General features: G+C 69.4%; 23 protein-coding genes and 1 tRNA gene. 17 read left to right on the top strand and 7 right to left on the bottom strand.

All coding sequences use genetic code 11. The features are described 5' to 3' along the window. The first annotated feature begins 27 nt into the window (after positions 1-27). The 4 genes from dnaK (at position 28) to Q0R13_RS07820 (ending at position 4,637) form a co-directional block, all read left to right on the top strand. Positions 28-1,971 (top strand): molecular chaperone DnaK, encoded by a 1,944-nt coding sequence (gene dnaK / locus Q0R13_RS07835; RefSeq protein WP_293901967.1) that lies wholly within the window; start codon positions 28-30, stop codon positions 1,969-1,971. 161 nt (positions 1,972-2,132) lie between these two features. Continuing rightward, a complete protein-coding gene (gene dnaJ / locus Q0R13_RS07830; protein ID WP_293901964.1) occupies positions 2,133-3,290 on the top strand; it encodes a molecular chaperone DnaJ in 1,158 nt (385 codons plus the stop codon). 50 nt (positions 3,291-3,340) lie between these two features. Continuing rightward, positions 3,341-3,417 (top strand) — tRNA-Arg (locus Q0R13_RS07825). Between the two features lie 77 nt (positions 3,418-3,494). Continuing rightward, complete coding sequence (locus Q0R13_RS07820; protein ID WP_293901962.1) at positions 3,495-4,637, top strand: glycerophosphotransferase; 1,143 nt, start codon at positions 3,495-3,497, stop codon at positions 4,635-4,637. 4 nt (positions 4,638-4,641) lie between these two features. Here the strand turns inward: Q0R13_RS07820 and Q0R13_RS07815 are convergent, their stop codons facing one another. From Q0R13_RS07815 to Q0R13_RS07805, 3 genes are all read right to left on the bottom strand, one after another. Then, a complete protein-coding gene (locus Q0R13_RS07815) occupies positions 4,642-5,526 on the bottom strand; it encodes a transglutaminase family protein (RefSeq protein WP_293901959.1) in 885 nt (294 codons plus the stop codon). Continuing rightward, a complete protein-coding gene (locus tag Q0R13_RS07810) occupies positions 5,523-8,060 on the bottom strand; it encodes a circularly permuted type 2 ATP-grasp protein (protein ID WP_293901956.1) in 2,538 nt (845 codons plus the stop codon). Before Q0R13_RS07810 ends, Q0R13_RS07815 begins: the two co-directional genes overlap by 4 nt. A gap of 281 nt (positions 8,061-8,341) precedes the next feature. Then, on the bottom strand, positions 8,342-8,932 hold the full coding sequence (locus Q0R13_RS07805; protein ID WP_293901953.1) for a hypothetical protein: 591 nt from the start codon (positions 8,930-8,932) through the stop codon (positions 8,342-8,344). A 263-nt stretch (positions 8,933-9,195) separates the two neighbouring features. Between Q0R13_RS07805 and Q0R13_RS07800 the strand changes: the two genes are divergently transcribed. The 4 genes from Q0R13_RS07800 (at position 9,196) to Q0R13_RS07785 (ending at position 14,281) form a co-directional block, all read left to right on the top strand. Next, complete coding sequence (locus Q0R13_RS07800) at positions 9,196-9,918, top strand: PEPxxWA-CTERM sorting domain-containing protein (protein WP_293901950.1); 723 nt, start codon at positions 9,196-9,198, stop codon at positions 9,916-9,918. Between the two features lie 183 nt (positions 9,919-10,101). Then, positions 10,102-11,484 (top strand): cystathionine beta-synthase, encoded by a 1,383-nt coding sequence (locus Q0R13_RS07795; protein WP_293901947.1) that lies wholly within the window; start codon positions 10,102-10,104, stop codon positions 11,482-11,484. Beyond that, positions 11,481-12,680: a cystathionine gamma-synthase gene (locus Q0R13_RS07790; protein WP_293901944.1), complete on the top strand. Its 1,200-nt coding sequence runs from the start codon at positions 11,481-11,483 to the stop codon at positions 12,678-12,680. Before Q0R13_RS07795 ends, Q0R13_RS07790 begins: the two co-directional genes overlap by 4 nt. 110 nt (positions 12,681-12,790) lie before the next feature. After that, positions 12,791-14,281: an MFS transporter gene (locus Q0R13_RS07785; protein ID WP_293901941.1), complete on the top strand. Its 1,491-nt coding sequence runs from the start codon at positions 12,791-12,793 to the stop codon at positions 14,279-14,281. A 112-nt stretch (positions 14,282-14,393) separates the two neighbouring features. Here Q0R13_RS07785 and Q0R13_RS07780 read toward each other — a convergent pair whose 3' ends face one another. Beyond that, positions 14,394-15,158 (bottom strand): hypothetical protein, encoded by a 765-nt coding sequence (locus Q0R13_RS07780; protein ID WP_293901938.1) that lies wholly within the window; start codon positions 15,156-15,158, stop codon positions 14,394-14,396. Between the two features lie 48 nt (positions 15,159-15,206). Then, a complete protein-coding gene (locus tag Q0R13_RS07775; protein WP_293901935.1) occupies positions 15,207-15,578 on the bottom strand; it encodes a hypothetical protein in 372 nt (123 codons plus the stop codon). A 72-nt stretch (positions 15,579-15,650) separates the two neighbouring features. On the opposite strand from Q0R13_RS07775, the gene Q0R13_RS07770 reads away from it, so the two are divergent. Both Q0R13_RS07770 and Q0R13_RS07765 read left to right on the top strand, forming a co-directional pair. Then, complete coding sequence (locus tag Q0R13_RS07770) at positions 15,651-16,310, top strand: HAD-IA family hydrolase (protein WP_293901932.1); 660 nt, start codon at positions 15,651-15,653, stop codon at positions 16,308-16,310. Next, complete coding sequence (locus Q0R13_RS07765) at positions 16,307-16,600, top strand: 4a-hydroxytetrahydrobiopterin dehydratase (protein WP_293901929.1); 294 nt, start codon at positions 16,307-16,309, stop codon at positions 16,598-16,600. Before Q0R13_RS07770 ends, Q0R13_RS07765 begins: the two co-directional genes overlap by 4 nt. Positions 16,601-16,699: 99 nt before the next feature. On the opposite strand, the gene Q0R13_RS07760 is transcribed toward Q0R13_RS07765, so the two are convergent. Then, positions 16,700-17,029 carry a Tat pathway signal protein gene (locus Q0R13_RS07760; RefSeq protein ID WP_293901926.1) on the bottom strand — a complete coding sequence of 110 codons (330 nt, stop codon included), beginning with the start codon at positions 17,027-17,029 and terminating at the stop codon, positions 16,700-16,702. Positions 17,030-17,115: 86 nt separating this feature from the next. Between Q0R13_RS07760 and pseB the strand changes: the two genes are divergently transcribed. Then, entirely contained in the window at positions 17,116-18,168 is a 1,053-nt protein-coding gene (gene pseB, locus Q0R13_RS07755; protein WP_293901923.1) for a UDP-N-acetylglucosamine 4,6-dehydratase (inverting), read from the top strand. A 16-nt stretch (positions 18,169-18,184) separates the two neighbouring features. Beyond that, positions 18,185-19,345: a UDP-4-amino-4,6-dideoxy-N-acetyl-beta-L-altrosamine transaminase gene (gene pseC, locus Q0R13_RS07750; RefSeq protein ID WP_293901920.1), complete on the top strand. Its 1,161-nt coding sequence runs from the start codon at positions 18,185-18,187 to the stop codon at positions 19,343-19,345. Between the two features lie 173 nt (positions 19,346-19,518). Here the strand turns inward: pseC and Q0R13_RS07745 are convergent, their stop codons facing one another. After that, on the bottom strand, positions 19,519-21,231 hold the full coding sequence (locus Q0R13_RS07745) for a hypothetical protein (protein WP_293901917.1): 1,713 nt from the start codon (positions 21,229-21,231) through the stop codon (positions 19,519-19,521). 147 nt (positions 21,232-21,378) lie between these two features. On the opposite strand from Q0R13_RS07745, the gene Q0R13_RS07740 reads away from it, so the two are divergent. From Q0R13_RS07740 to Q0R13_RS07720, 5 genes are all read left to right on the top strand, one after another. Beyond that, positions 21,379-22,092: a response regulator transcription factor gene (locus tag Q0R13_RS07740; RefSeq protein WP_293901914.1), complete on the top strand. Its 714-nt coding sequence runs from the start codon at positions 21,379-21,381 to the stop codon at positions 22,090-22,092. Then, positions 22,061-23,671 carry a stimulus-sensing domain-containing protein gene (locus Q0R13_RS07735; protein ID WP_293901911.1) on the top strand — a complete coding sequence of 537 codons (1,611 nt, stop codon included), beginning with the start codon at positions 22,061-22,063 and terminating at the stop codon, positions 23,669-23,671. Before Q0R13_RS07740 ends, Q0R13_RS07735 begins: the two co-directional genes overlap by 32 nt. Then, the gene (locus Q0R13_RS07730) at positions 23,668-24,102 is read left to right on the top strand and encodes an HPr kinase/phosphorylase (RefSeq protein WP_293901908.1); all 435 of its coding nucleotides are present in this window, start codon (positions 23,668-23,670) and stop codon (positions 24,100-24,102) included. Before Q0R13_RS07735 ends, Q0R13_RS07730 begins: the two co-directional genes overlap by 4 nt. A 64-nt stretch (positions 24,103-24,166) precedes the next feature. Then, positions 24,167-24,571: a PTS sugar transporter subunit IIA gene (locus tag Q0R13_RS07725; protein ID WP_293901905.1), complete on the top strand. Its 405-nt coding sequence runs from the start codon at positions 24,167-24,169 to the stop codon at positions 24,569-24,571. Continuing rightward, positions 24,568-24,843, top strand: coding sequence for an HPr family phosphocarrier protein (locus Q0R13_RS07720; RefSeq protein ID WP_293901903.1), 276 nt, complete (start codon positions 24,568-24,570; stop codon positions 24,841-24,843). The genes Q0R13_RS07725 and Q0R13_RS07720 overlap by 4 nt, the downstream gene beginning before the upstream one ends. Positions 24,844-24,904: the final 61 nt, after the last annotated feature.

Below are 24,904 nucleotides of genomic sequence, written 5' to 3'. Positions count from 1 at the left end.
CCATTTGAGGAGCGAGACAGAGATCTCATGAGCAAGATTATCGGTATTGACCTTGGCACGACCAATTCCTGCGTCGCCATCATGGACGGCAAAGCCCCCAAGGTGATCGAGAACGCCGAGGGCGTCCGCACCACCCCCTCGGTGGTCGGCATTCTGGAAGACGGTGAGCGCCTGGTTGGCCAGCCCGCCAAGCGCCAGGCCGTCACCAATCCGGAAAACACCCTGTTCGCCATCAAGCGCCTGATCGGCCGGCCCTACGACGACCCGGTGGTCGAGAAGGACCGCCACATGGTGCCCTACCAGATCGTCAAGGGCTCCACCGGCGACGCCTGGGTGCGCGCCCACGGCAAGGACTATTCGCCCCAGCAGATCAGCGCCTTCATCCTGCAGAAGATCAAACAGGACGCCGAGGCGTTCCTGGGCGAGAAGGTCGAGAAGGCGGTGATCACCGTCCCGGCCTATTTCAACGACGCTCAGCGCCAGGCCACCAAGGACGCCGGCAAGATCGCCGGCCTCGAAGTCCTGCGGATCATCAACGAGCCGACGGCCGCCGCGCTGGCCTACGGCCTCGACAAGAACGACGGCAAGAAGATCGCGGTCTACGACCTGGGCGGCGGCACCTTCGACGTGTCGGTGCTGGAGATCGGCGACGGCGTGTTCGAGGTCAAGTCGACGAACGGGGACACGTTCCTGGGCGGCGAGGACTTCGACATGCGCATCGTCGACTTCCTGGCCGACGAGTTCAAAAAGGAAAACTCGGTCGACCTGCGCAAGGATAAGCTGGCCCTGCAGCGCCTCAAGGAAGAGGGCGAAAAGGCCAAGAAGGAGCTCTCCTTCACCACCCAGTACGAGGTGAACCTGCCCTTCATCTCGATGAACGCGTCGGGTCCGCTGCACCTGAACATCAAGATCTCCCGCGCCAAGCTGGAAGGCCTGGTCGAGGACCTGATCAAGCGCACCATCGGTCCCTGCGAACAGGCACTGAAGGACGCCGGTCTGAAAAAGAGCGACATCGACGAGGTGATCCTGGTCGGCGGCATGACCCGCATGCCCGCGGTGGTTGAGACGGTGAAGGCCTTCTTCGGCCGCGAGCCGCACACCGGCGTGAACCCCGACGAGGTCGTGGCGCTGGGCGCGGCGATCCAGGCCGGCGTGCTGGGCGGCGAGGTCAAGGACGTCCTCCTGCTGGACGTCACCCCGCTGACGCTCGGCATCGAGACGCTGGGCGGCGTGTTCACCCCGCTGATCGAGCGCAACACCACGATCCCGACCAAGCGCAGCCAGACCTTCTCGACGGCTGACGACAACCAGTCGGCCGTGACCATCCGGGTCTTCCAGGGCGAACGCCCGATGGCCGCCGACAACAAGATGCTGGGCCAGTTCGACCTGGTCGGCATCCCGCCGGCGCCGCGCGGCATCCCGCAGGTCGAGGTCACGTTCGACATCGACGCCAACGGCATCGTCAACGTCCAGGCCCGCGACAAGGCCACCTCCAAGGAACAGTCGATCCGCATCCAGGCCAACGGCGGCCTTTCGGACGCGGACATCGACGCCATGGTCAAGGAAGCCGAGTCCAACAAGGTCGACGACGAGAAGCGCAAGGCGGCCGTCGAGGCCAAGAACCAGGCCGACGCGGTCATCCACTCGTCCGAGAAGGCGCTCGCCGAACACGGCGATAAGGTCTCGGCCGATGAGAAGCAGGCCATCCAGACGGCGCTCGACGACCTGAAGGCCAACCTGGACGATAGCGACGCCGAGACCATCTCGGCCAAGACCCAGACCCTCATCCAGGCTTCGATGAAGCTGGGCGAGGCCATGTACAAGGCCCAGCAGGGCGAGGCCGGCGACGGCGCCGAAGCCTCGGCCGAAGGGCATGCCGTGGACGACGTGGTCGATGCGGAGTTCGAGGAAGTCGATGGAGCCCATGGGGGAACCCACGGGTCCGGCGGCGACGAGAAGAAGTCGGCGTGACAACGCACTCCATGGCCCCTCTGAGCACCCCATGTTATGAGCGGGCTCTGGGGACGTCGCCTTCGCGGGACAACGGGACCCTCGCTCGCTCGGTTAAGGCCTTGCAGTCGAGCGAGGGTCTATCCATCCTCCTTCAAACAGATCCGAGCGTCTGACGTCTCATGCGGGACTATTACGAAATCCTGGGCGTGGATCGCGGCTGCGATGACGGCGCCTTGAAGGCCGCCTTTCGCAAGCAGGCGATGGAACACCATCCCGACCGCAACGGCGGTTGCGAAGAGGCCTCGGGCCGCTTCAAGGAAGTCAACGAAGCCTATTCGATCCTGAGCGATCCGCAGAAGCGCGCGGCCTACGACCGCTTCGGCCATGCGGGCGTGAACGGCCAGGGCGGCGCCGGCGGCGGCCAGTTCCACGACGTGCACGACATCTTCAACGAGGTGTTCGGCGACGTCTTCGGCGACATGTTCGGCGGGCGCGGCGGCGGTCGCCAGCGCGGCGGCCCGGCCCGCGGCAACGACCTGCGCTACGACCTGGAGATCACCCTGGAGCAGGCCTACGCCTCCGCCGAGGTGGAGATCACGGTCCCGGCGACGCTGCTCTGCGAAGCCTGCGACGGCTCCGGCGCCAAGCCTGGCACCAGTCCCACCCAATGCACCACCTGCCACGGCCAGGGCCGCGTGCGGGCCAGCCAGGGCTTCTTCTCCATCGAGCGCGCCTGCCCCCGCTGCGGCGGCTCGGGCCGGATGGTCATGGACCCCTGCGTCGAGTGCCGCGGCGCGGGCCAGATCCGCAAGCAGCGCACGCTGGCCGTCCGCATCCCGGCCGGCGTCGACGACGGCGCCCGCATCCGCCTCGCCGGCGAGGGCGACGCGGGCCAGCGCGGCGGGCCGCGCGGCGACCTCTACATCTTCATCTCGGTGAAGCCGCACGAGCTGTTCGAACGCGACGGCCTGGACCTGCTGTGCACCGTGCCGGTGCCGATGGCCACCGCCGTGCTGGGCGGCGAGATCGACGCGCCGTGCCTCATGGGCGGCGAGACCTGCGACGGCCAGTGCAAGCTGTCGGTCAGGGTCCCGGACGGCGCCCAGACCGGCAAGACCGTGCGCGTGAAGGGCCGCGGCATGCCCTCGCTGCGGTCGCGCGAACGCGGCGATCTGGTGGTTGAGTTGTTCGTCGAGACCCCCACCCGCCTGACCGCCCGCCAGCAGGAGCTGATCCGCGAATTCGCCGGCCTCTGCGGCGAGCAGCAGCATCCCAAGTCCGCGGGTTTCACCGGCAAGGCCAAGAAGTTCTGGGACGGGATCACCGGGACGGCCTGACCATTTGCGGCGGCGCGTCCTTTCGGCTAGAGACACCCTCCGCTGAAGACGCACCCGTAGCTCAGCTGGATAGAGCGTTGCCCTCCGAAGGCAAAGGTCACACGTTCGAATCGTGTCGGGTGCGCCAGCGAAGTTCAAGATCCCGGCCGGTACGCTAGACCTGGGCGGCGTGCCCCCTGGGGAAACATCGGCGGAGGTCCGGGGATGCAAACGCGCGACGCCGCCACGGCGAGGCCGCGGGTCTGCTTCCTCTACATCGCCCAGGCGCACCATGTGCCGCACAGCCTCTCGGTGGCCATGGAGCTGGCCCGCGCGCGGCCGGACATCGCCGTGGATGTCGCCGTGACCAGCGCCGAGGTGCTGGCCTATGCGCGTGAGGCGGCCGGGCGCCTAGGGGCCGCCGAGCTTGGCTGGCGGCTGCTGGGCCCGGCCTGGCTGCGGGCGCTGCACGGGTCGGACGGGGTGCCGATGAAGGTCCCGATGCTGGCGGCCAACGCGCCCACCCTGGCCGGCTACGATGTCATCGTCGCGCCGGAGCGCACCACCGCCCTGCTGCGGCGGCTGGGGCTGCGGGCCCGGCTGGTCTACACCCAGCACGGCGCGGGTGACCGCGCCGGGCCGTTCGAGCCCCGGCTGCGCCGGTTCGACTTGGTGTTCGCCGCCGGCCCTAAGCAGCGCGACCGGATGGTCGCCGAAGGCCTGGTCGAGCCGCAGCGCTGCGCGGTGGTCGGTTATCCGAAATTCGACTTCATCGACCGGCTGCAGCCGGCCCCGCCCCGGCTGTTTGCCCGGGCCCGCCCGACGGTGCTCTACAACCCCCACTTCTCGGCGACCCTCGGGTCGTGGCCGGCCTGGGGCCGCGGGATCCTGGAGCGGTTCGCGAGCCAGGACCGCTACAACTTGATCTTCGCCCCGCACCTGCGCCTGTTCGGCAGCCGGCCAGCCCGCGACGTCCAGGCGCTGGCGGCCTATGTCGGCCACCCCGGCATCCACATCGACCTGGGCGACACCCCGGCGGCCATCGACATGACCTATGTGCAGGCGGCCGATCTCTACCTCGGCGACGTCTCCAGCCAGATCTACGAGTTCCTCCGCCAGCCGCGCCCCTGCCTGTTCCTGAACCCACGGCAGACCCCGTGGCGGGACGACGAGAGCTTCCGGCACTGGCGGTTCGGGCCGGTGGTCGATCGGCTGGACGCGCTGTTCCTGGCGTTGGACGACGCGGCGGCCTCGCACCCGGCCTTCCGGCCCGCCCAGGAAGAGGGGTTCGCGCAGACCTTCTCGGTGACCGACGAGCGCCCGTCGCGCCGCGCGGCTCAGGCCATCGCCGGGCTGGTCGGGAGGTAGCGGCTCAGTCCTCACCCTCCGGGATCACGTCCACCTCAACGGTCAGGTCCTGCTTGCCCGACGCCAGGATGATGCCGTCGATGGGCGCCACGTCGGAATAGTCGCGCCCGACGCCCAGCTCGATGTGATCGTTCTGGGCGAGGATGGCGTTGGTGGGGTCGAAGCCGATCCAGCCGACGCCCTCGCCGCACCAGACGGTGACCCAGGCGTGGGTGGCGTCGGCGCCTTCCAGGCGTTGCTGGCCGGGCGGCGGGATGGTGCGCAGGTAGCCGGAGATGTAGCTGGTCGGCAGGCCCAGGCCCCGCAGGCCGGTGATCATGATGTGGGAGAAATCCTGGCAGACCCCGTGGCGGGCGTTGAAAGCCTCCAGCACCGGGGTCGAGACCTCGGTGGCGCCGGGGTCGTATTTGAAGTCGGCGTGGATGCGCCGCATCAGCTCCGACGTCGCCTCGACGATCGGGCGGCCGGGCGGGAAGCTCTGCCGGGCATAGTCGGTGATCATCGCCAGCTTGGGCGTGCGCCGGGTCGGGTAGAGGAAGGCGGCCGGCCCGTTGGCCTCCAGGCCGCTGGAGGAGAAGGCGGCGCCGCGGACCACCTCCCACTGCAGGCTGGCCGAGGCGTTGGGCAGCGGCGGGGCGTGGACGTCGACACGGGAATTGGCCTCGATGACCAGGGACGTGTGCGGCTTGTCGATGATCACGGTGACCACGGTCTCGCCGAACGGCCCGATACGCTCCTCGCGGACCGACGGCTCCGGCGTGACCGTGAGCGCCGTCTTCAGCACCGTCTGGCCCGGTGACGAGTTCGGGATCAGGCGCAGGACGCAGCGGGCGAAACTGACAGAGTTGCCGTAGGCATAGGTCGTGCGGTGGCGCAGGCCGTAGATCACGCGAGCCCCATCAGCTTGACGGTCGGCACGGCGCTGGCGCCCTGCAGGAAGAAGCGGTCGGCGATGGCGGCGGAGAACCGCATCAGCTCCCGCTCGAATTCCTGCACCTTGGCGGGGCCCAGGTGGGCGGCGTCCTCGGTTTCCACCTGGGCGGCCAGCGGCAGCAGGACGCGGCCCGGCTCCTCGAGCATCCCGTCCTCCTGCAACGAAGGCAGCACCGCCAGGTGCTCCTTCAGGACCGCGACCTGGAAGGCCAGAGAGCGGGTGTTGTACGGGTCCAGCATGACCATGTCGCGCACCGGGACCAGGGCCAGGCCGACCAGGTAGCGGGCGCGGTAGCTGATCTGGCTGTCGACCAGGTCCAGCAGCAGGTCCAGGTCGTCGGTGGTGGCCTCGTCGTGGGCCAGGATGCGGGCGAGCGCACAGGTGTTCACCGCCCGCTCGATCCGACGGCCCATGTCCAGGAAGCGCCAGCCGGCCACCCGATTCATGTTCTCCGACGCGAGGCCCGAAAGGCCGGCCAGGATCTGCAGGGCGTCCTCGGCCTGCCGGAGCGCCTGGGCCTCGGAGAAGATGCCGTCCGCGCCGCTGGCCATCTCGGCCTCCAGGTCCAGCAGCAGGGCCCAGAAGTCGGCGGAGAGCCGTTCGCGCATGCTGGAGGCGGTGCGCTGCGCCGAGCGGACCAGGTTGATCACCGAGCCGAAGGCATTGGTGTCGTGCAGGCTGGAGCGCGCCACGTCCAGCGCCCGGCTGCCGACCGCCGAAGGGCTGAGGGCGCCCCAATTGACCAGCAGGTGCTGCAGGCTGTCCAGGGCGTCGCCCTCGGTGCGCGCCGCGGACTCGGTGTCCATCAGGCTGGTGCACAGCGCGCGGACCAGGCGCAGCGTCCCCTCGGCGCGTTCCACGTAGCGGCCCAGCCAGAACAGGTTGTCGGCGGCGCGGCTGGGCAGGTGGCCCAGGATGCGGCGGACCTTCACGTCGTCGCGGCTGGCCATCAGACTGATCCGCTCCACCGGCTTGTCATCGATGATCCAGACGTCGGCGGTGTTGGCCCCCTCGCCCATCGAGATGGCGCGCGCGTCGGTACGGTCGGAGGTGCGGCAGAAGCCGCCGGGCATGATCTTGATCCCGTCCGGCGTCCAGGCGGCGAACACCCGCAGCACGAAGGGCGCCGGCTCCAGCCGGCCGTCGCGCAGGACGGGCATGGTGGAGAGCTGCACCACCTCCTGGCCGACGAAGTCGATCGGCCGGTCGGCCATCCGCGCCCGCAGCGAACGGCGCTCGACCTCCGACATGTCCGAAGTCAGGCTAGGCGCGCTCAGTAGGCCCTCCCCGCCGACCGCGCCGTTGAAGGCCGGCCCGATGGCCAGGGTGTTGAAGTTGCTCTCCACCAGCTCCTGTTCGCGCGGCTGGCCGCACCACCAGGTGGCGATGTTGGGCATCTTCAGGTCCTCGCCCAGCAGGCGGCGGCAGAGGCGCGGCAGGAAGCCCATCAGGGACTTGCTCTCGATCACCCCGCTCCCGGGCAGGTTCAGCACCGCCACCCCGCCGGCGCGGATCGCCTCCAGCATGCCGGGCGTGCCAAGGCGCGAGGCGCTGTTGAGCTCGAGCGGGTCGATGAAGTCGGCGTCGACGCGGCGCAGGATCACGTCGGCGCGCTTCAGCCCGGCGATGGTGCGCACGTAGACCTTGCCGTCGCGCGCCACCAGGTCGTCGCCCTCGACCAGCAGGAAGCCCAGGTAGCGGGCCAGGTGCGCCTGTTCGAAATAGCTTTCGCTGAAGCGCCCCGGGGTCAGCAGGCAGATGCGCGGATCGCTGCGGTCGGCGGCGCTCGACAGCCCCTGGCGCAGGCCGTCGAAGAAGGGCGCCAGGCGCTGCACGTTCATGGCGTTGTAGAGGTTCGGATAGGCTCGGGAGAGCACCAGCCGGTTCTCCAGCGCATAGCCCGAGCCCGAGGGCGCCTGGGTGCGGTCGTCCAGCACCCACCAGCGGCCGTCGGGCCCCCGGCCCAGGTCGGCGGCGTAGATCTGGGTGTAGCGGCCGCCCACCGGCTTCACGCGGCGCATGGCCCGCAGGAAGTCGGTGCTGCCGGTGAGCGCCGCGGCCGGCAGCGCGCCCTCGGCCACCAGCCGCCCCTCGCCGTAGATGTCCTGCAACAGGGCCTCGACCAGATGGGCGCGCTGGGCCACCCCGGCGGCGATCTCGTTCCACTCGCGCTGGCCCAGGATCAGCGGCAGGGGGTTGAGCGGCCAGCTGCGCTCGTTCTCCTCGCCATAGATGCGGTAGGAGGCGCCCGAGTCGCGGATGTGGCGGTTGGCCAGGTCGAAGCGGATCTTGAAGTCGGCTTCCGGATATTCGGCGAAGTCGCCCAGGAAACTCAGCCAGTGGTCGCGCGGCCGGCCGCCGGCGTCGAACAGCTCGTCGGGCACGCCAACCAGCGGCCGGTAGTTCCTCAGCCACGTCGACAGGCGCTGGGCCGCGGACGGCTCGAGGTCCGCCTTCGCCGGGTTCGCCGTGAATGTGTCAACCGTCACCGGAACCCCGCTCCCTCGTACGCCCGTCGCCCCGCGTCTTGGGCGGCACCATAGGCGCCTCGGATCGGATCGGTCACGCGCTATGGCGGCTCTTGATGGACGCGCGGGCCGGTCGCCCAGACTCGCGCCGTAGTCCTGGAGGTCGAGATGGCAGGAACGTGGGCCGGCTGCTCGCCGAAGCGGTGTTGATCTGACGCCGCCATACCCTGTCGCCACGCTGAAGCCCTTCCCCCACGGGTGAGGAGCGGGGCCGGCGGCTTGGGTGGGTAGCTGGACCGGTTCTACTTCCCGCCCTTGTCATTGTAGGCCTTCATCTTGGCGGCCATGTCGGCGGGCCATTGGGGCAGGGGGTTGCCCTTGGCGGGGCCGTTGGCCTTGATCATCGGCTGGATCACATACTCCTCGTGGCAGGAGACGCACACCTCATAGAGTTTGGCGCCCTCCTCGAAGACCGCCGTCTTGTCGTGCTTCTCCGCGGCGGCGCGGGCGATGACGGCGCGGTCGGTGAGCATCTGGGCCCACTTGTTCCAGTCGGCCTCCGGCGCCCGGCGGCGCCCGTCCAGCTGCAGCTCGTTGCCGGCGGCCATCAGGATGCTGGCGCCGCTGACCAGCACGTCCCAGCCTTCGTCGGTGGTCGGGGACAGGTCCTTCGTGCCGTTCGCCGTCTCCTCGGTCCCGGAGCCCTTCCAGTACATGAACGACGCCGGGTCCACGACGTGGCCCATGAACTCGGTCATCGGCAGGTCGACGTTGAACTTCGGCGTCGCGGACGCCTCGGCCTTGGGCGCGGCGGGCTTGGTCGGTTGGCAGCCGGCCAGCAACGCGGCCACGGCCGCCAGGGGGGCCACCAGGGGAACGAGTTTCTTCAACATCTGTCTCCGACTTGGCCGCCAGCGGGCAAGCGCCGCGCAACCACCGTCAACCTGGCGCCGCGACCCACCCTATTCGCGTACTGAACGGTAGCAGAAGGGTTACAGTTCGGGGCGCCGCCCGCGACGGGATCGCCGCCCCTTTGAAGTGGAAATCGCCTCTAGAGAGAACATTGTTTTCGAAAGTGAAAAAACCTGAGCAATATCTGGTTAACCATAATATCGCCCGCTGACATGAGGCTGGCGACCCAACGGGAGTGCCACAGATGCGACGGTTGATCCTGGGGGCGTTTGCGGCCCTGACCCTGGCGGGCGCAGCGAGCGCGGCGGATTTCGAAGGCCTTACGGTATCGGGCAAGGCCCAGCCCTGGCAGTGGGCGACCGGCGGGCTGAACGACGCCTACATGTTTGGGGTGAACGACGGCGCCGGTCCGGCGGTGTTCAATTTCGCCGACCTGGGGATCGGGGTCGGCGACACCTTCCACGTGCTCTACATCAAGGGGACGACCGACGCGTTCTGCGGCGGCGCCTGCAGCATCGCCACGAACACCGGTTATGTCGCATCGCCCTTCAAGGACGACGACCCAGGCAGCAGCGGCAATCATTTCCCCGGCCACTACCTGCCCGGCGAATGGAGCGCCGATCCGAATGAGGGCCTGTTTCTGAACGCCCTGATCGGGGCCACCGCCAACGACCTTGGGGAAGTGCAGAGCGTCTTCTCCGTCGGCTCGGTCCTGGCCGGCGGCGTGCAGCAGATCGAGTACTTCGGGACGCGCGCGGCCGGCGCCACGCGCCTGCAGTTCGGGGTCAACGACGACATCTTCGCCGACAACGGCGGGGCGCTGACCATCTGCGTCGACAAGGGAACGACCGCCTGCGCCGACCACGACTTCGCCGCGGTCCCGGAGCCGGCCAGCTGGGCGCTGATGATCGCGGGCTTCGGCCTGGCGGGCGCGGCCCTGCGCAGCCGCCGGCGCCTGGCGATCTGACCCCCGCCAGCCTGCGGGTGTGAAGTCCGACCGGCGCCGGACGCTTCGCGTTTGGTCCGCAGGCCAGCGAAGCGGAACCGTTCTTGCCGACGGGCGGGGGTTTGCGGGTTGTGCGTTTCCCTTCATGAGCGCGTTGCGCAATTATGCGCCCACCGCGCCAGCGCGCCTCGACCAGGATATCCCTTGACCGCCCAGCCCCTGCCGCCGCCCGCGGCCTCCGCCCTCGACCTGATCGGCCGCACGCCGATGCTGGAGCTCGTGGGGTTCGACACCGGCCCCTGCCGGCTGTTCGTGAAGCTGGAGAGCGCCAATCCCGGCGGCTCGATCAAGGACCGCATCGCGCGCTCGATGATCGAGGCGGCGGAGCAGGACGGAACGCTCAAGCCCGGCGGCACCATCGTCGAGGCCACCGCCGGCAACACCGGCCTGGGCCTGGCCCAGGTGGGCATCCTCAAGGGTTACAAGCTGCTGCTGGTGGTGCCCGACAAGATGGCGCGGGAGAAGATCCAGCATCTGCGCGCCATGGGCGTCGATGTGCGGATCACCCGCTCCGACGTCGGAAAGGGTCATCCCGAGTACTACCAGGACCTGGCCGCGGCGATCGCCGCCAAGCTGAACAACGCCGTCTTCATCAACCAGTTCTCGAATCCGGCCAACCCGAGGGCGCACGAGGAGACCACCGGCCCGGAGATCCTCGAGCAGATGGCCGGCGACCTGGACGCGGTGGTGGTGGGCGTGGGGTCTGGCGGCACCTTGACCGGCCTCGGCCGCTTCTTCGCCAGAGCCTCGCCAAAGACGAAGATGGTGCTGGCCGATCCGGTGGGATCGATCCTGGCGCCGCTGGTGGAGCGCGGCGAGACGGTGGAGCCGGGATCCTGGGTCGTCGAGGGGATCGGCGAGGATTTCATCCCCGACAACTGCGACCTCACCCTGGTGGCCAAGGCCTATGAGATCTCCGACACCGAGAGCATCGCCACCGCGCGCCTGCTGCTGACCAAGGCCGGCATCCTGGCGGGCTCGTCTTCGGGCACCCTGCTGGCCGCCGCCCTGCGATACTGCCGCGACCAGACCGAGCCCAAGCGGGTCGTCACCCTCGTCTGTGACACGGGCTCGCGCTACCTGTCGAAGGTCTACAACGACAGCTGGGTGGCCGAGCAGGGGCTGATGCATCGCGAGCTGCACGGCGACCTGCGCGACCTGATCGCGCGGACGCCCGGCGACGCCGTCACCGTGGGGCCGCAGGACACCCTGCTCACCGCCTACAACCGCATGCGTCAGGCCGATGTCAGCCAGCTGCCGGTGCTGGACGACGGTCGGCTGATCGGGCTGATCGACGAGAGCGACCTGCTGGAGGCCGTCGAGGACCGTCGCCAGGACGCCCGCTTCCGGCAGCCTGTCTCGACCGCCATGACCGCCAAGCTGCATACGCTGCAGGCCGCCGAGCCCCTGGACAGGTTGATCCCCATATTCGAGCGTGACGAGGTGGCGATCGTGCTCGAGGGCCGGGACTTCCTGGGCCTGATCACCCGCATCGACCTGATCAACTATCTGAGGCGCGCGGCGTGACAGACGATATCGAAGACGACGGCGACGACCATGGGGGGCACGGCAGGAACCGGCTGGATTTCGCCACCCGCGCGATCCACGGCGGCCAGCAGCACGATCCCTCGACCGGCGCGGTCATGCCGCCGATCTACGCCACCTCGACCTATGCGCAGTCCTCGCCGGGCGTGCACCAGGGGTTTGAATATTCGCGCAGCCAGAACCCGACCCGCTTCGCCCTGGAGCGCGGCCTGGCTGACATGGAGAGCGGGACCAAGGGCTACGCCTTCGCCTCCGGCCTGGCGGCCATCGCCACCCTGCTGGAGACCCTGGACGCCGGCGACCAGGTGATCGCCAGCGAGGACCTTTACGGCGGCTCGTTCCGGCTGTTCGACAAGGTGCGGCGGCGCTCGGCCGGGATCGGGTTCAGCTTCGTGGACCTGGCGGACCTGGCCGCCATCGAGGCGGCGATCACGCCGCGCACGAAGCTTATCTGGGTGGAGACGCCGACCAACCCGCTGCTTCGGCTGTGCGACCTGGAGGCCATCGCCGCCCTGGCGAAGCGGCGCGGCGTGATGACCGCGGCCGACAACACCTTCGCCAGCCCCTACGTCCAGCGCCCGCTGGAACTGGGCATCGTCGTGGTGATGCATTCGACCACCAAGTACATCAACGGCCACTCCGACATCGTCGGCGGCGCGCTGGTGGTGGGCGAGAACGCGGACCTGCGCGACAAGCTCACCTTTCTGCAGAACGCCATCGGGTCCATCGCCTCGCCGTTCGACAGCTTCCTGACCCTGCGCGGCATGAAGACGCTGGCGATCCGCATGCAGCGGCACTGCGAGAACGGCCAGGTCATCGCCGAATGGCTGGCGGGCCGCGCCGACGTGGCCAAGGTGATCTACCCCGGCCTGCCCAGCCATCCGCAGCATGCGCTGGCCAGGAAGCAGATGAACGGCTTCGGCGGGATGATCACCGCCGTGCTCGACCGCGACCTGGCCGGGACCCGCCGCATGCTGGAGCGCACGCGGCTGTTCACGCTCGCCGAAAGCCTTGGCGGGGTGGAGAGCCTGATCGAGCACCCGGCGATCATGACCCACGCCTCGATCCCGGCCGAGACCCGCGCCCGCATCGGCATCGTCGACGGCCTGATCCGCCTCTCGGTAGGCATCGAGAACGCCCAGGACCTGATCGCCGACCTGGAGCAGGCTCTGGCGTAACATGTTGTCCCAGGTGTCCGGGCCGAAACACAGGTTCGATTGACGCTCCGCAGGGCATCAGGCTTGCTGGCCTCCAGGCGCGCCCTCGAGCGCGCGCGGGAGGATGACGTATGACGGTCACGCCGCTCGACATGACCGCCGCCGCCGCGGGTGGCCCTGCCCGGGCGACGGTCGAGCGTCTGCCGCTCAAGACCAAGCTGGCCTTCGGCGTCGGCAGCGCCGCCGAGATGATCGCGCTCTACACGGTCGTGACCTACGCCATGCTGTTCTACAATCAGGTGCTGGGCGTGAACCCGGTCTGGGTGGGGCTGGCGCTGTCGGTCAGCCTGGTGTTCGACGCGATTACCGAGCCGCTGGTGGGCGCCTGGTCGGACCGTACGTTCTCGAAGAAGTGGGGCCGCCGCCATGGCTGGATGCTGGTGGCGCCGATCCCGATCGCCGCCTCCTTCTACTGCATCTTCAACCCGCCGCACCTGTCGCCCCTGGGCCTCACCATTTGGTGCGGGGTCAGCGTGGGCGTGCTGCGGCAGGTGATGACCCTGTTCCATACCCCGCACCTGGCCCTGGGTGGGGAGCTGTCGCCGCACTACACCGAGCGGTCAAAGGTGATGGCCTACAACACCTTCTTCCAGTGGGTCGGCGGCTCGGCCACCGCCTGGATCGCGCTGACCTTCTTCTTCCCCAAGACCGCGCAGTACCACAACGGCTTGCTGAACCCGGAGCCGTGGGCGGGCTTCGCCCTGACGGGCGCCATCGCCATCATCATGATCCTGTTCACCTCGGCCATCTTCACGATGGACCGCATTCCCTTGCTGCCGAAGACCGCGCCGGGCACGCCGACGTTCACCCTGGCCGAGTTCTTCCGGGACATCGTCAAGGCGCTGGGCAACCGCAGCTATGTCTGGCTGCTGGCGGGCTACTTCTTCCTGTCGATGATGGTGGGCCTGCGCGAGGGCCTGAGGCTCTATGTGGCCAGCTTCTACTGGCAGATCTCCTCCAGCGACCTGCGCTACTTCATCATCGGCAGCTTCGTCGGCTATGCGCTGAGCTTCGTCTTTGCGGCCCGCGTGCATGCGCGGTTCGACAAGAAGGCGACCATGATCGTCTCGGCGCTGGCCTATGCGATCCTGCCCGCGATCACCCCGATCCTGGGGCAACTCGGAATCCTGAAGCCGGGCATGCCAATGCTGCTGCCGATCCTCATCGCCTTCGGGGCGGTGTCGTATATGTCGGTGGCCTTCCTCACGATCAGCATCACCTCTGCCCTGGCCGACGTGGCCGACGAGAACGAGCTGAAGCATGGCATCCGCCAGGAGGGGATCCTCTATTCGACCCGCGCCTTCGCCGGGAAGCTCGACCAGGCCGTCGGCTCCGCGCTCGCCGGGGCGGTCGTCTCCTTCATCGCCTTCCCGCAGAAGGCGCGGCCCGGCCATGTGCCCGACGAGGTGCTGTTCAACCTGGCGCTCTGGGACGGGGCGATCTCGATCGTCCCCGGTGTGCTGGCGGCCGTCTGCTATGGCCGCTACCGGATCAACCACGCCAGCTATGCGCTGACGCGGGCGGCCCTGGCCGAGCGCCGCGCGCTGGCGGCGGCGCAATAGGGTCGGATCGACCTTCGGCCTCACCTCCCAGTGTCATCCCGGTTTCGCCGCAGGCGAAGACCGGGATGACACCGGTGGGTTGGGGCGGACGTTACCCCCCGCGCGAAGGCCCTCAGCCGCCGGGCCTGAGCGCCTGCATCAGGCTGCCGGTGTAGGCGGCGTGGCCCACGTGGGTCAGGCGGGCCTCGAAGTCCGCCCAGATCTCGCCGCCCAGGTCGCGCCAGCGGCGGCAGAAGGCGTAGTCCTCGGAGAGGTACTGGCCGGTCTCCGGTTCGATCATGGTCTCGAACACCATCACCGCCTCCGGCGCCAGGGCGTCGCCCATGTCGCCCATCTTGGCGCGCAGCTCGGGGTGGGCGTCGACCAGCCGCTGCATGGCCTCGCGCCGGATCATCAGGAAGCCGGTGCCGCCATAGGCCACCTGGGCGAAACCGTCGTTGACCTCGACGCTCTTGTCGGCGGTCGGCAGGAAACGGACCACGTAGCCGATGGACGCGGCCTGCAGGTCGGCCACGTCGGCCTTGGCGGCGGCGCGCACCTTGGCCCAGTCGATCTTCTTCAGCGGGCAGACGGCGGCGATCACGTCGCGGCCGGAGTCCAGCAGCCGGAACACGGTCGCGGCCGGAAAGCCGATGTCGGCGTCGATGTAGAGGATGTGGGTGGCCTGCGGGTGCGCCAGGAAGGCGGCGGCCAGGCGCGAGCGGCCCCGGGTGATCAGCGCCTCGCCGCCCATCATGTCGATGTGCAGGCCGATGCCGCGCTCGCGGCAGGCGTCCTGCAGCTTCAGCATCGAGTCCACGAAATAGAGGTTCAGCTGGCCGCCGTAGCAGGGGACCGCCAGGTAGATGAAGGGCTTGGCCCCGGGCGCTTGCGACATGGGCCCGACCATACCGGCGCGCGCTTTCGGCGTCGATTGGTGGTGGGATCAGGCTGGCTGGCGGCGCTGGCGCGAGACCCACTGCACCGCCAGGAACAGCAGCACCGCCGTCGCCACGCCGACGCAATCGGTCGCCAGGTCGGCCCAGTCGCCGTGACGGCCCAGGCCCATATTGGCCTGCAGCACCTCGATGACGGCCCCGAACCCCACCGCGAACAGCGGAATCGCCAGCCGGCGGTTGGGCGCCAGGACGTAGCCGGTGAGCGTCAGGATGAACCAGGAGACGGCATGCTCGAACTTGTCGCCGGTGCCGGGATCCGGCAGGTCGCGGGTCGGCAGCACGCACAGCACCAGCAGGATGGCGGTCGCCAGGCCATAGAGGCCGAGGCGAACCGGGCGGGGAAAGCGGGATGGGAACATCGCCCCTTACTTGCACGTCCGGGCGTGCGTCTCTAGCGTCCGCGCCGCGTGGTTTCTGTGCAGGAGCGGTGTGTGGCGGTCGAGGCGGTGATCTGGGATTTCGGCGGGGTGTTCACCTCCTCGCCGTTCGAGGCCTTCAACCGCCTGGAGGCTGAGATGGGGGCGCCGAAGGATCACATCCGCCGCGTGAACGCGACGAACCACCACGAGAACGCCTGGGCCTTGTTCGAGCGCAACGAGATCGACACCGGCCGCTTCGACCAGCTGTTCCTGGAGGAGTCGACCGCGCTCGGCTTCCCGATCCGGGGCGCGGACGTGCTGCCGAAGCTGTCGGGCGAACTGCGGCCGCGGATGGTGGCGGCGCTCAAGGCCTGCAAGGCGCACTTCAAGGTGGGCTGCATCACCAATAACGTCGTCTCGACGCACAGCCCCGGCCAGGACGAAGGCCAGCGGGCGGCGGGCGCCATGTCCCAGGTGATGCCGCTGTTCGACGCCATCATCGAGAGCAGCAAGGCGGGCGTCCGCAAGCCGGACCCCAGGATCTACCGGATGATGTGCGAGCTGCTGGCGGTGGAGCCGGCCAACTGCATCTACCTCGACGACCTGGGCATCAACTGCAAGCCGGCCGCGGGCCTGGGCATGAAGGCGATCAAGGTGGTGGACGTGGACCAGACCCTGGCCGAGCTCTCGGCGCTCACAGGCCTGACGTTCGACGCCGAGCCGGTCGCGTGACCCGTCCGGCGAAGATCGGGGCCGCGGCGGCGCTCAAGCGGCTGCCGGCATGGGCGAAGGTCGACAGCGACCGCGACGCGATCACCCGCACCTTCAAGTTCAAGGACTTCAACGAAGCGTTCGGCTTCATGACCCGTGCGGGCCTGATGGCCGACAAGCTCGACCACCATCCGGAATGGTTCAACGTCTACAACAAGGTCGAGGTGACGCTCGCGACGCATGACGCGGACGGCGTGACCGAGCTGGACGTGACGCTGGCGGCGTTCATGGACGAAGTGGCGGGCGGATAGGCGCAATTCCTCCCCCGTTGGGGGAGGTGGCGAAGCGAGGGGGGCGCCGGAGGGGGTCCTCGGGGGAGCAACTCCACAACGTCGTCCGGCCTCCCCCTACTAGTTCGCGATGATCGCGCCCAGGAGGATCTTCGCGCCCGGGCGGCCGAGCAGGGTGTCGGTCTGGCGCTGCAGGGTCTGGGCGATGTAGTCGGCGTTGGGCAGGGCGCCGTAGGTCAGGCTCGCGGCGTAGGACTGGACGGTCTGCAGATAGGCGGCGCGCAGGCGCGGCACGGACTGGTCGGCCAGGGTGCGGAGCGTCGGGTCGGGCACGTCCAGGCCGCAGTCCACCGACAGCACCCCGCGTTGGCCGTTGGCGCGGATGGTGGTGCCCAGCAGGGTGTTCATCGGCAGATAGGTTTCGCCGCCGGTCTTCTTCTTGTCTGCCATGCCGCGGACATTCGGCGATCATGGTTAGCGGTCTCTTTACGCGGGCTTGCGAAGACTGCGCCGACCCACGCCCCCTGGAGCGCCGCTTGGCCCGATTCGCACCGACCCAACTCGACCTCGACGGCAAGGTCATCCTGGTGACCGGGGGCACCGGCTCGTTCGGACGCCGCTTCATCGAGACCGTCCTGCAGCGGGGTAGGCCCCGAAAACTGATCGTCTATTCCCGCGACGAGCTGAAGCAGAGCGAGATGCAGATCGACTACGCCGAACGCTTCGGCCCGGAGAAGATGGCCGCCATGCGCTTCTTCCTGGGCGACGTGCGCGACCGCGAGCGGCTCAGCCTGGCCTTCCGCGGTGTCGATATCGTGATCCACGCCGCGGCCCTGAAACAGGTTCCGGCGGCCGAGTACAACCCGTCCGAGTGCATCCACACCAACATCATGGGGGCCGAGAACGTGGTGCGCGCCTGCCTGGCCAACCATGTGAAACAGGTGATCGCGCTTTCCACCGACAAGGCCTGCAACCCGATCAACCTCTACGGCGCGACCAAGCTGGCGTCGGACAAGACCTTCGTGGCGGCCAACAACCTGTCGGGCGACATCGGGACGCGGTTCTCGGTGGTGCGCTACGGCAACGTGGTCGGCAGCAGAGGATCCGTGGCGCCCTTCTTCCAGCGGCTGATCGACCGCGGCGCCAACGAGCTGCCGATCACCGACCCCCGGATGACCCGGTTCCTGATCACCTTGAACCAGGGCGTCGAATTCGTGCTCTCCTCCCTGGACGTGATGCACGGCGGCGAGGTGTTCGTGCCGAAGATCCCGTCGATGAAGATCACCGACATGGCCGCCGCCATGGCTCCGGGGATGGCCACCAAGACGGTAGGCATCCGACCGGGCGAGAAGCTGCATGAGATGATGATCTCGGCGGACGACGCGCGGAACACCGTGGACCTCGGCGACCGCTATGCCATCGAGCCGGCCTTCGTGGAATATACCCGCGAGCCGCTGATGGGCGGGGCCTTGGCCGAAGAGTTCAGCTACGCCAGCGACACCAATGCCGAGTGGCTGGACGGGCCCGGGCTGATGGCGATGCTGCACGAGGAAGCGCCCGCGCAGCGCCGCCGGCGCGCGGCCGACTAGGAGGGGGCGAGCCAGCATGGACGCCGTTCTCCCCTACGGCCGCCAGACCATCGAGGACGACGATATCGCCGCGGTAGCGCAGGCCCTGCGCGGCGACTTCCTGACGACTGGGCCGACCGTCGAAGCCTTCGAGCGCGCCTTCGCCGAGACGGTGGGCGCGCGCCACGCGGTCGCCTGCGCCAACGGCACGGCAGCTCTGCACCTGGCCATGCTGGCCCTGGACGTGAAGCCGGGCGAGGTCGTGATCGCCCCCAGCATCACCTTCCTGGCCACCGCCAACTGCGCCCGCTACGTCGGCGCCGACGTGGTGTTCGCCGACGTCGATCCGGACAGCGGGCTGATGACGCCGGCGACCCTGGCCGCGGCGATCGACCGGGTCGGCGGGCGCAGGCTGCGCGCGGTGCTGCCGGTCCACCTGCGCGGCGACGCCTGCGAGCTTCCGGCGATGGCGGACCTCGCGCACGCCGCCGGCGCCGTCCTGGTGGAAGATGCGCCCCACGCCGTCGGGACGACGATGAAATTCGGCAATGTGGCCGAAGCGGTCGGCGATGTGCGCCATTCGGCCATGGCCACCTTCTCGTTTCACCCGGTCAAGACCATCGCCACCGGCGAGGGGGGCATGGTCACCACCAACGACCCCGCCCTGGCCGAGCGGCTGCGGGTGCTGCGCAGCCACGGCATGGTGCGCCCGGATGGGGCGGACCCCTGGTGGTACGAGATGGTCGAGCCGGGCTTCAACTACCGGCTGCCGGACATCCTCTGCGCGCTGGGCCTGTCGCAGCTGAAGAAGCTGCCACGGTTCGCCGCGCGGCGCCGCGCGCTGGCGGCGGCCTATGGCGAGGCGCTGGCGCCGCTCGCGCCGCTGGTGCGGACCGCCGCGCGGCCGGCCTGGAGCGATCCGGTGCTGCACCTGATGACCGTGCTAATCGACTTCGAGGCCGCCGGCCGCTCGCGGCGCGCGGTGGTCGACGCGCTCCGGGCGCGGGGCGTCGGAACCCAGGTCCACTACATTCCGGTCCACCGCCAGCCCTACTACCGCGGCCTCTATGGCGACCTCGAGCTGCCGGGCGCGGAGGCCTGGTACGCGCGGTGCCTGTCGCTGCCGCTCTATCCGGGGATGGCGGACGGGGACGTGGCGCGGGTGGTCGGGGCGCTGAAGGACGTGCTGGGGCTGTAGAGGCCATAGTTGCTCCCCCTCTTGGGGGAGCTCCCGCAGAGCGGGTGAGGGGGTCCGCCCGGAAGCTCCGACCGGGCGCCTCGGAGGGCCGACCGTGCATCTACGTCGCCGTCGTGGAGGACCCCCTCCGTCGGCTTCGCCGCCACCTCCCCCCATGGGGAGAACCGCCGGCCTTACGCCGCCAGGCCCGCCTGCTGGATCAGGTCGCGGACCTGTTGCACCTGGTCGGGCGCGGCGGCCAGGGCGGCGCGGGTTGCGTCCAGTTTCACCAGCTTGAGCGCCTCGGCGCGGGCGCGGTTGGCGGCGGGGCCCAGGGGGGCGGATTCGCCGACCGCCAGCTTCAGCAGCACGGTCAGACGGTGCACGGCGGGCGCGTCGGCCCGGGCGACGCCCTGGGCGACCTTGGCGCGGGCCTCGACGTCGCCGCCGATCTCGCCCAGCTTCTCCTGCAGCGGCTGGAAGTCCTCGGCCACAAGGCCGCAGCGGGCGACGGCGCGCTGCAGGGCGGCCAGGACCGCCAGCTTGGCGGCCGGGCTCTCATCGCCCATCGTCACGTCCTTCTCGAAGCGGAGCGAGGTGATCACCGCCTTCAGCCAGCCGCCGGCCTGGCGCTTGTTGGCGGGCCCGATGACGTTCTCGGTCAGCCAGATCAGGGCCTCGACCTCTGCCCTGGAGGTCATGTCCTGGCCCAGGTAGGCCTCCACGAAGTCGCCGGTCACCAGCATCTTGGAGCGGGCGGTGAAGGCGGCCTGGACGTCTTCGAGCGGCAGCAGCTTGCCCGCCGAGGCGGTGAGCGACATGCCGAGCGCACGCAGCACGTCGATCTCGCCGGCCGCATCGCCGGGCCGCAGCCGCCGCTGGCCCATCAGCTCGCGCAGGATCCGCCGGCCGATGGCGGCGCGGGTGTCCTGGAAGGTGGCGTTGCTGAGCCAGACAGCCAGCCGCATCGCCAGGGCCGGGAGTTGCGGCATCACCTTGCCGACCGCCGGCTCGACCTGGATCAGCTTGTCGACGGTGTCGAAGGCGGCCAGGCGGGTCATGGCGGCGAGGTTGGCGCCCAGATCGTGGCCTCGGCCGAGCACCTCGTTGATGCCGGGCTTGCACTCGAGGATCTCGGCCAGCGGCTGCTGGATGGTCGCCAGCGCCAGGCCGCGGCCCTGGCCGCGTTCGGGCCATTCGTCGGCGAGGTCCAGCAGCATGGTGACCTTCTCGCCCCAGCTGGCGGCCCCGGAGATGGCCCCGGCGACGCCCGCGCCCAGCAGGTAGCCGCGCTCCGGGTCGGTGGCCAGCCGGTCGCAGGCGGCGGCGAAGCTCTCCTTCTTCAGGTTCACCAGCGCGCCGCGCTTGGCGTCCTTCAGCAGCCGCTCCACCGTCCGCTCGATCAGGGTGTGGAAAATCCGGATCATCTCGTGGATCGACATCGAACGGGCGTGAGCCTCCGGGATGGCGATCTTCTGGATGGCGTGCTGCAGGTCGGCGCCGGAGGCTTCCAGCGCCTCCACCAGGTCGGGACGGTGCAGCAGTTCGAACGGGGTGGCGTTGTTGCGCTCCAGCCAGGCCTCCAGCAGGCGGCCGATCCGTTCGCGGGCGTGGACGGTATAGAGGTCCTGCGGGGTGACGCAGAGCGGCTGGGCCTCGGCCTGGGGCCTGGACTTGCCGGCCACGTCGGCGGCGCCCAGCTTCAGGATGACGACGGCGCGGTATTCGCGGGTCTGCTCGTCGTAGGTTTCCTTGGTGACCTTGGCCGCGGCCACCCGGCCCTCGGCCATCAGCGCGTTGGCCGAGTCGATGGCGGCGGCGCGGTTCTCGGTGGCGAGGTCAAGCGTCCAGGGCGCGCCCGGCACTTTTCGGACGTAGACCTCGAAGTGCACGCTATACCCGTCCATCCACGGCATCCCCCCGGAAGGGAACGACGTTGTCCTATCAAGCTTAAGGTCATGTTGACTTCAGCCGCCATCGTCCTGGCCCCATTGAGGCCACGGTGAAGGCTCAGTAGCCTGCCACCTCGCGGGTAAAGGAGAGATCGACCTCAGATGGCGAAAATCACCCTGGTGGACGACGACGAGAACATCGTCACTTCCGTCAGCCTGGCGTTGGAAAGCCACGGCCATACGGTGAAGGCCTATTTCGACGGCGCCTCCGGCCTGGCCGCGCTGGAGAACGATCCGCCGGACCTGGCCATTCTCGACGTGAAGATGCCGCGGATGGACGGGATGGAGGTGCTGCGGCGCCTGCGCCGGACCTCCGAGGTGCCGGTGATCATCCTGACGTCCAAGGACGAGGAGATCGACGAGATCCTGGGCTTCAACCTGGGCGCCGACGACTACATGCACAAGCCGTTCAGCCAGCGCCTGCTGATCGAACGCGTGAAGGCGGTTCTGCGTCGGGGCCACGCCGAGGGCGAGGAGGCCATCGGGCCCACCGCCTCGGCGGAGACCAATGCGCGGGCGCTGAAGCGCGGCAAGCTGACCCTGGATCCGGCCCGCCACGAGAGCCTCTGGGAGGGCAAGCCGGTCAAGCTGACCGTCACCGAGTTCCTGCTGCTGCAGTCGCTGGCGCAACGGCCGGGGTTCGTGAAGAGCCGCGACAACCTGATGGACGCGGCCTACGACGATCAGGTCTATGTGGATGACCGCACGATCGACAGCCACATCAAGCGGATGCGGAAGAAGTTCCGCGAGGTGGACCCCGATTTCGACGCGATCGAGACCCTCTATGGCGTCGGCTACCGATACCGGGAGAGCTGAGACCGGGAGACCGGGGCGCGTCCAGGCCCTGGCGGCCGCCGCGTCGCGGTTCCGCTGGCTGCCGGGGTCGCGTCTCGGCCGGCTGATCCTGGCGCTGAACCTGCTGGGCCTGGCGATCCTGGTGGGCGGCGCCCTGGTGCTGAACGAGCTGCGCCAGGGGCTGGTCAACGCCCGCATCGACAGCCTGACCACCCAGGGCGAGTTGATCGCCTCGATCCTCGACCAGGCCGCCACGGTCGGCGAGCCCGAGCCGCAGATGGATACGGTGCTGGCTACCGAGCTGCTGCAGACCCTGTCCAATCCGGCCGCCCAGCGGGCGCGGCTGTTCGACAGTCACGGGCGGCTGGTGGCCGACAGCGACTGGATGGTCGACCGTGTGGAGTCCAAGGCGCTGCCGGCGGCGCGCGCGCGCGGCGAGCGGGACCTGATGCCGCGCCGCGCCGGGCCCTCGGCGCGCGACGTGCGCCGCGCCCTCGCCCTCGAGGTCGGCGAGGCCCTGCTGGGCCGCCACGTGGCCGGCAAGCGGCAGAGCGATGGCGGCGAGCGGGTGGTGTCGGTGTCGATCCCCATCCAGCACGTGCGCGCGGTGCTGGGCGTGGTGACCCTGGAGGCCAATGACGTCGACGCGATCATCGCCAGCGAGCGCAAGGCGCTGATCCCGTTCATCCTGATCGCCATCGCCGTGACCCTGGCCTCGTCCCTGCTGCTCAACAACCTGGTGGCCCAGCCGGTGCTGCGGCTGGCCCGGGCCGCCGACCGGGTGCGCCAGGCCCGGTCGCGGGCGATCTCGCTGCCCGACCTGGCCCGCCGCGACGACGAGGTGGGCGACCTGACCCGCAGCCTCGAGGACATGACCCACGCGCTGTCCGAGCGGATGGACGCCATCGAGAGCTTCGCCGCCGACGTGGCCCACGAGATCAAGAACCCGCTCACCTCGCTGCGCTCGGCGGTGGAAACCCTGGATCTGGTGCAGGACCCGGCCGCGCGCGACCGGCTGCTGGGCATCCTGAAGAACGACATCCAGCGGCTGGACCGGCTGGTCACCGACATTTCCAACGCGTCGCGGCTGGACGCGGAGCTGTCCAGGGACCAGCCGAAGCTGGTCGACCTGGGTCGGCTGATCGGCGACATCGTCAGCCTCTACCAGGCGACGACGCGGGCGGGCGACGTGCGGGTGGCCTTCGTGCCGCACGGCGGCATGGCGGCGGCGATGGTGATGGGCCGCGAGGGCCCGCTGGGCCAGATCCTGCGCAACCTGATCGACAACGCCCGCTCGTTCAGCCCGCCCGGCGACGTGGTCACGGTTGGCCTGCTAAGGGTCAAGGGCGAGGCCATCGCCACCGTGTCCGACAACGGCCCCGGCATACCGCCCGAGAACCTGGAGACCGTGTTCGAGCGCTTCTACACCTCGCGGCCCAAGGGCGCGGCGTTCGGCGGCAACTCGGGCCTGGGCCTCTCCATCGCCCGCCAGATCGCCGAGGCGCACGGCGGCGGCCTCCGGGCCGAGAACCGCACCGGCGCCGACGGCCAGGTGCTGGGCGCGCTGTTCATCCTGACCCTGCCGGAAGGCCTGCCGTGATCCTGCACGCGGGGCTGATCGCCCGGCGGATGCAGGGCCGCTGGCGCGGCGTGCTGATCCAGGGGCCCTCGGGGGCCGGCAAGAGCGACCTGGCGCTGCGGGCCCTGGACCATGGGTTCCGGCTGGTGGCCGACGACCGGGTGCTGCTGTGGGCGGTGGACGGCCGCCTCTATGGCCGCGCGCCCGACGCGCTGGGCGGCCTCATCGAGGTCCGCGGGGTCGATGTGCTCAGGCTGGGCGCGGTGGCGTTCTGCGACGTGGTCCTGGTCGTGCGCCTGGAACCCCCCGAACGCCTGCCGGACCCTGCAACCGAGACGATCCTTGGCGTGGCGGTTCCACTTCTGGCGGCAGACCCCTTCGAACTCTCGGCGCCTGCGAAACTAAGCCGCGCGCTGACGGCCTTTGACGCGGCGCACAAGAGGCGTATTTAGCTCGGCTCGCGCCCCTCCTCGGGCGCCGTGTTCGGGTGTGGGGATACCCCTTGGATTTCCAGGCATGATCGGCCTCGTGATCGTGACTCACGGGGGGCTGGCGCAAGAGTTCATTCACGCCATGGAGCATGTGGTCGGGCCGCAGCAGGCCGTCGAGGCTATCTGCATCGGCCCCGAGGACGACATGGAGCGCCGCCGCCAGGACATCCTGGCCGCCTGCGGGCGGGTCGAACAGGGCCAGGGGGTGATCCTGCTGACCGACATGTTCGGCGGCACGCCCTCGAACCTGGCGATCTCGGTAATGGAACAGACCAAGGCCGAGGTGATCGCCGGCCTCAACCTGCCGATGCTGATCAAGCTGGCGTCGCTGCGCGGCCGGGTCAGCCTGGAAGACGCGGTCGCCGCGGCGCAGGAAGCCGGGCGCAAGTACATCTCCGTCGCCTCATATGTCCTGGCCGGAGAGAAGTGAGCGACGCGGGCCGCACCGTCGAGATCGTCAACAAGCGGGGGCTTCACGCCCGCGCCTCGGCGAAGTTCGTCAAGCTGGCGGCCTCCTTCGACGCCGAGGTCCGGGTCTCCAAGGACGGCCAGACCGTCGACGCCCGCTCGATCATGGGCCTGATGATGCTGGCCGCCGCCCCCGGCTGCTGCATCGACATCGAGGCCGAGGGCGAACAGGCGACGGAAGCGGTGGCGGCGCTCGCGGAACTGGTCGCGGCGCGGTTCGAAGAGGACGAGTAGCGAAGGCGCAGGGTCCTCCCCCGCTGGGGCAGGTGTCGCCAAAGGCGACGGAAGGGGTCCT

Origin of the sequence: Phenylobacterium sp. (assembly GCF_025351295.1) — a bacterium.
Classification (GTDB): Bacteria; Pseudomonadota; Alphaproteobacteria; order Caulobacterales; family Caulobacteraceae; genus Phenylobacterium.
The sequence above is the reverse complement of the archived record's forward strand: the minus strand, read 5'-3'. Positions and strand labels throughout refer to the sequence as shown.